The organism is Intestinimonas sp. RTP31139st1_F5_RTP31139_211217, from assembly GCF_040226735.1.
Lineage (GTDB): Bacteria > Bacillota > Clostridia > Oscillospirales > Oscillospiraceae > Intestinimonas > Intestinimonas butyriciproducens.
Genome location: NZ_JBCOAQ010000062.1, coordinates 1 through 1,003 on the forward strand (window position 1 = coordinate 1; position 1,003 = coordinate 1,003).

2 protein-coding genes are annotated in these 1,003 nt (G+C 69.6%); both read right to left on the reverse strand.

All coding sequences use genetic code 11. The annotated features are described in order from the left end of the window. Positions 1-261 (reverse strand): hypothetical protein (locus ABUA09_RS17410; RefSeq protein WP_502880786.1); only part of this gene is annotated, 261 nt, incomplete at its 3' end. Then, complete coding sequence (locus ABUA09_RS17415; RefSeq protein ID WP_033118928.1) at positions 258-671, reverse strand: DUF3842 family protein; 414 nt, start codon at positions 669-671, stop codon at positions 258-260. The genes ABUA09_RS17415 and ABUA09_RS17410, both read right to left, overlap by 4 nt. Between the last annotated feature and the right edge of the window lie 332 nt (positions 672-1,003).

Consider the following 1,003-nt stretch of genomic DNA (forward strand, 5'->3'; position numbering starts at 1 on the left):
GAGCCCCTCCTGCGAGAGGTGGGCGGGTTCCAAATGGAAGCGGCACAGACCGCCGCCGATGGGCTCCGGCGGGCGGTGGAGGCAGTCCGGGGTCAGACCGCGGCACTCGGTCAGCAGCCGCTCCAGGGCCAGGGCCGGGTCGGAGACCATGTGCCCGGGGCCGAACTCGCTCTGGTAGGCCAGCTTCCCAAAGTCCTGGGGGGCCATCAGCGGATAGCGGCGGGCGTGAAGCCGGGCGAGGGCCGGAAAGGAGCGGTTCAAAGCCCCACCTCCCGCAGGGCCAGGTCCACGGCCCGCTTCAGATAATCCTCCAGGCGGCACTCCTCCACGCCGGCGATCCGGGTGCCGCAGGTGGCGGAGGGAATGAGGATCTTGACCGCCTGGGCGCCGGAGACGGCGGCGGCGGCCGCCGGGGAGACCTCGCCCATGATGCCGTTGGCCAGGATAACACCGATGGGGCCCAGGATCAGGTCGGCCCGTCCGGCGTTATAGAGAATGGCGTTCTCCCCCGTGGCCCCCCGGGTGCAGCCGGCCTTGAGCATGGCGTTGGTGGCCAGCACGTTGGTGCCTGCGCAGAGGAGCTCGCAGTCCTCGGGCAGCCGGGGTCTCAGGAGGGTGGCCAGGCGGCTCCCGATGCCGCCCCCCTGTCCGTCGATGAGGAGAATACGCATGCGATCAAATCCTTTCCGATCCGTTTCCCGCCCGCGTCGTGCCGTTCCGCGCCCCTCCGGAGGGGCGCGGGGCGACGGTGCGCACCGGCCGGGCGCAGGGCGGAGGCGCCGCCGCCCGGAGAGCAGGCCCGGCGATTGGGCGTGTGAATCAAGCCCTATTATACGAGCCCGGAGAAGTTCTGTAAAGGGCGGATACAGGGTATACAGGGACAAAAAATCGTGGTATAATGGCTGTGACTGGTTCCCCACCCAGTCCAACCGGCACAGAGTGAGCCGTCCGGGGGCGCTTGCGCCATGCCCCCGGGGTAAGGGACCTGTGCCGCTGTGCGTGG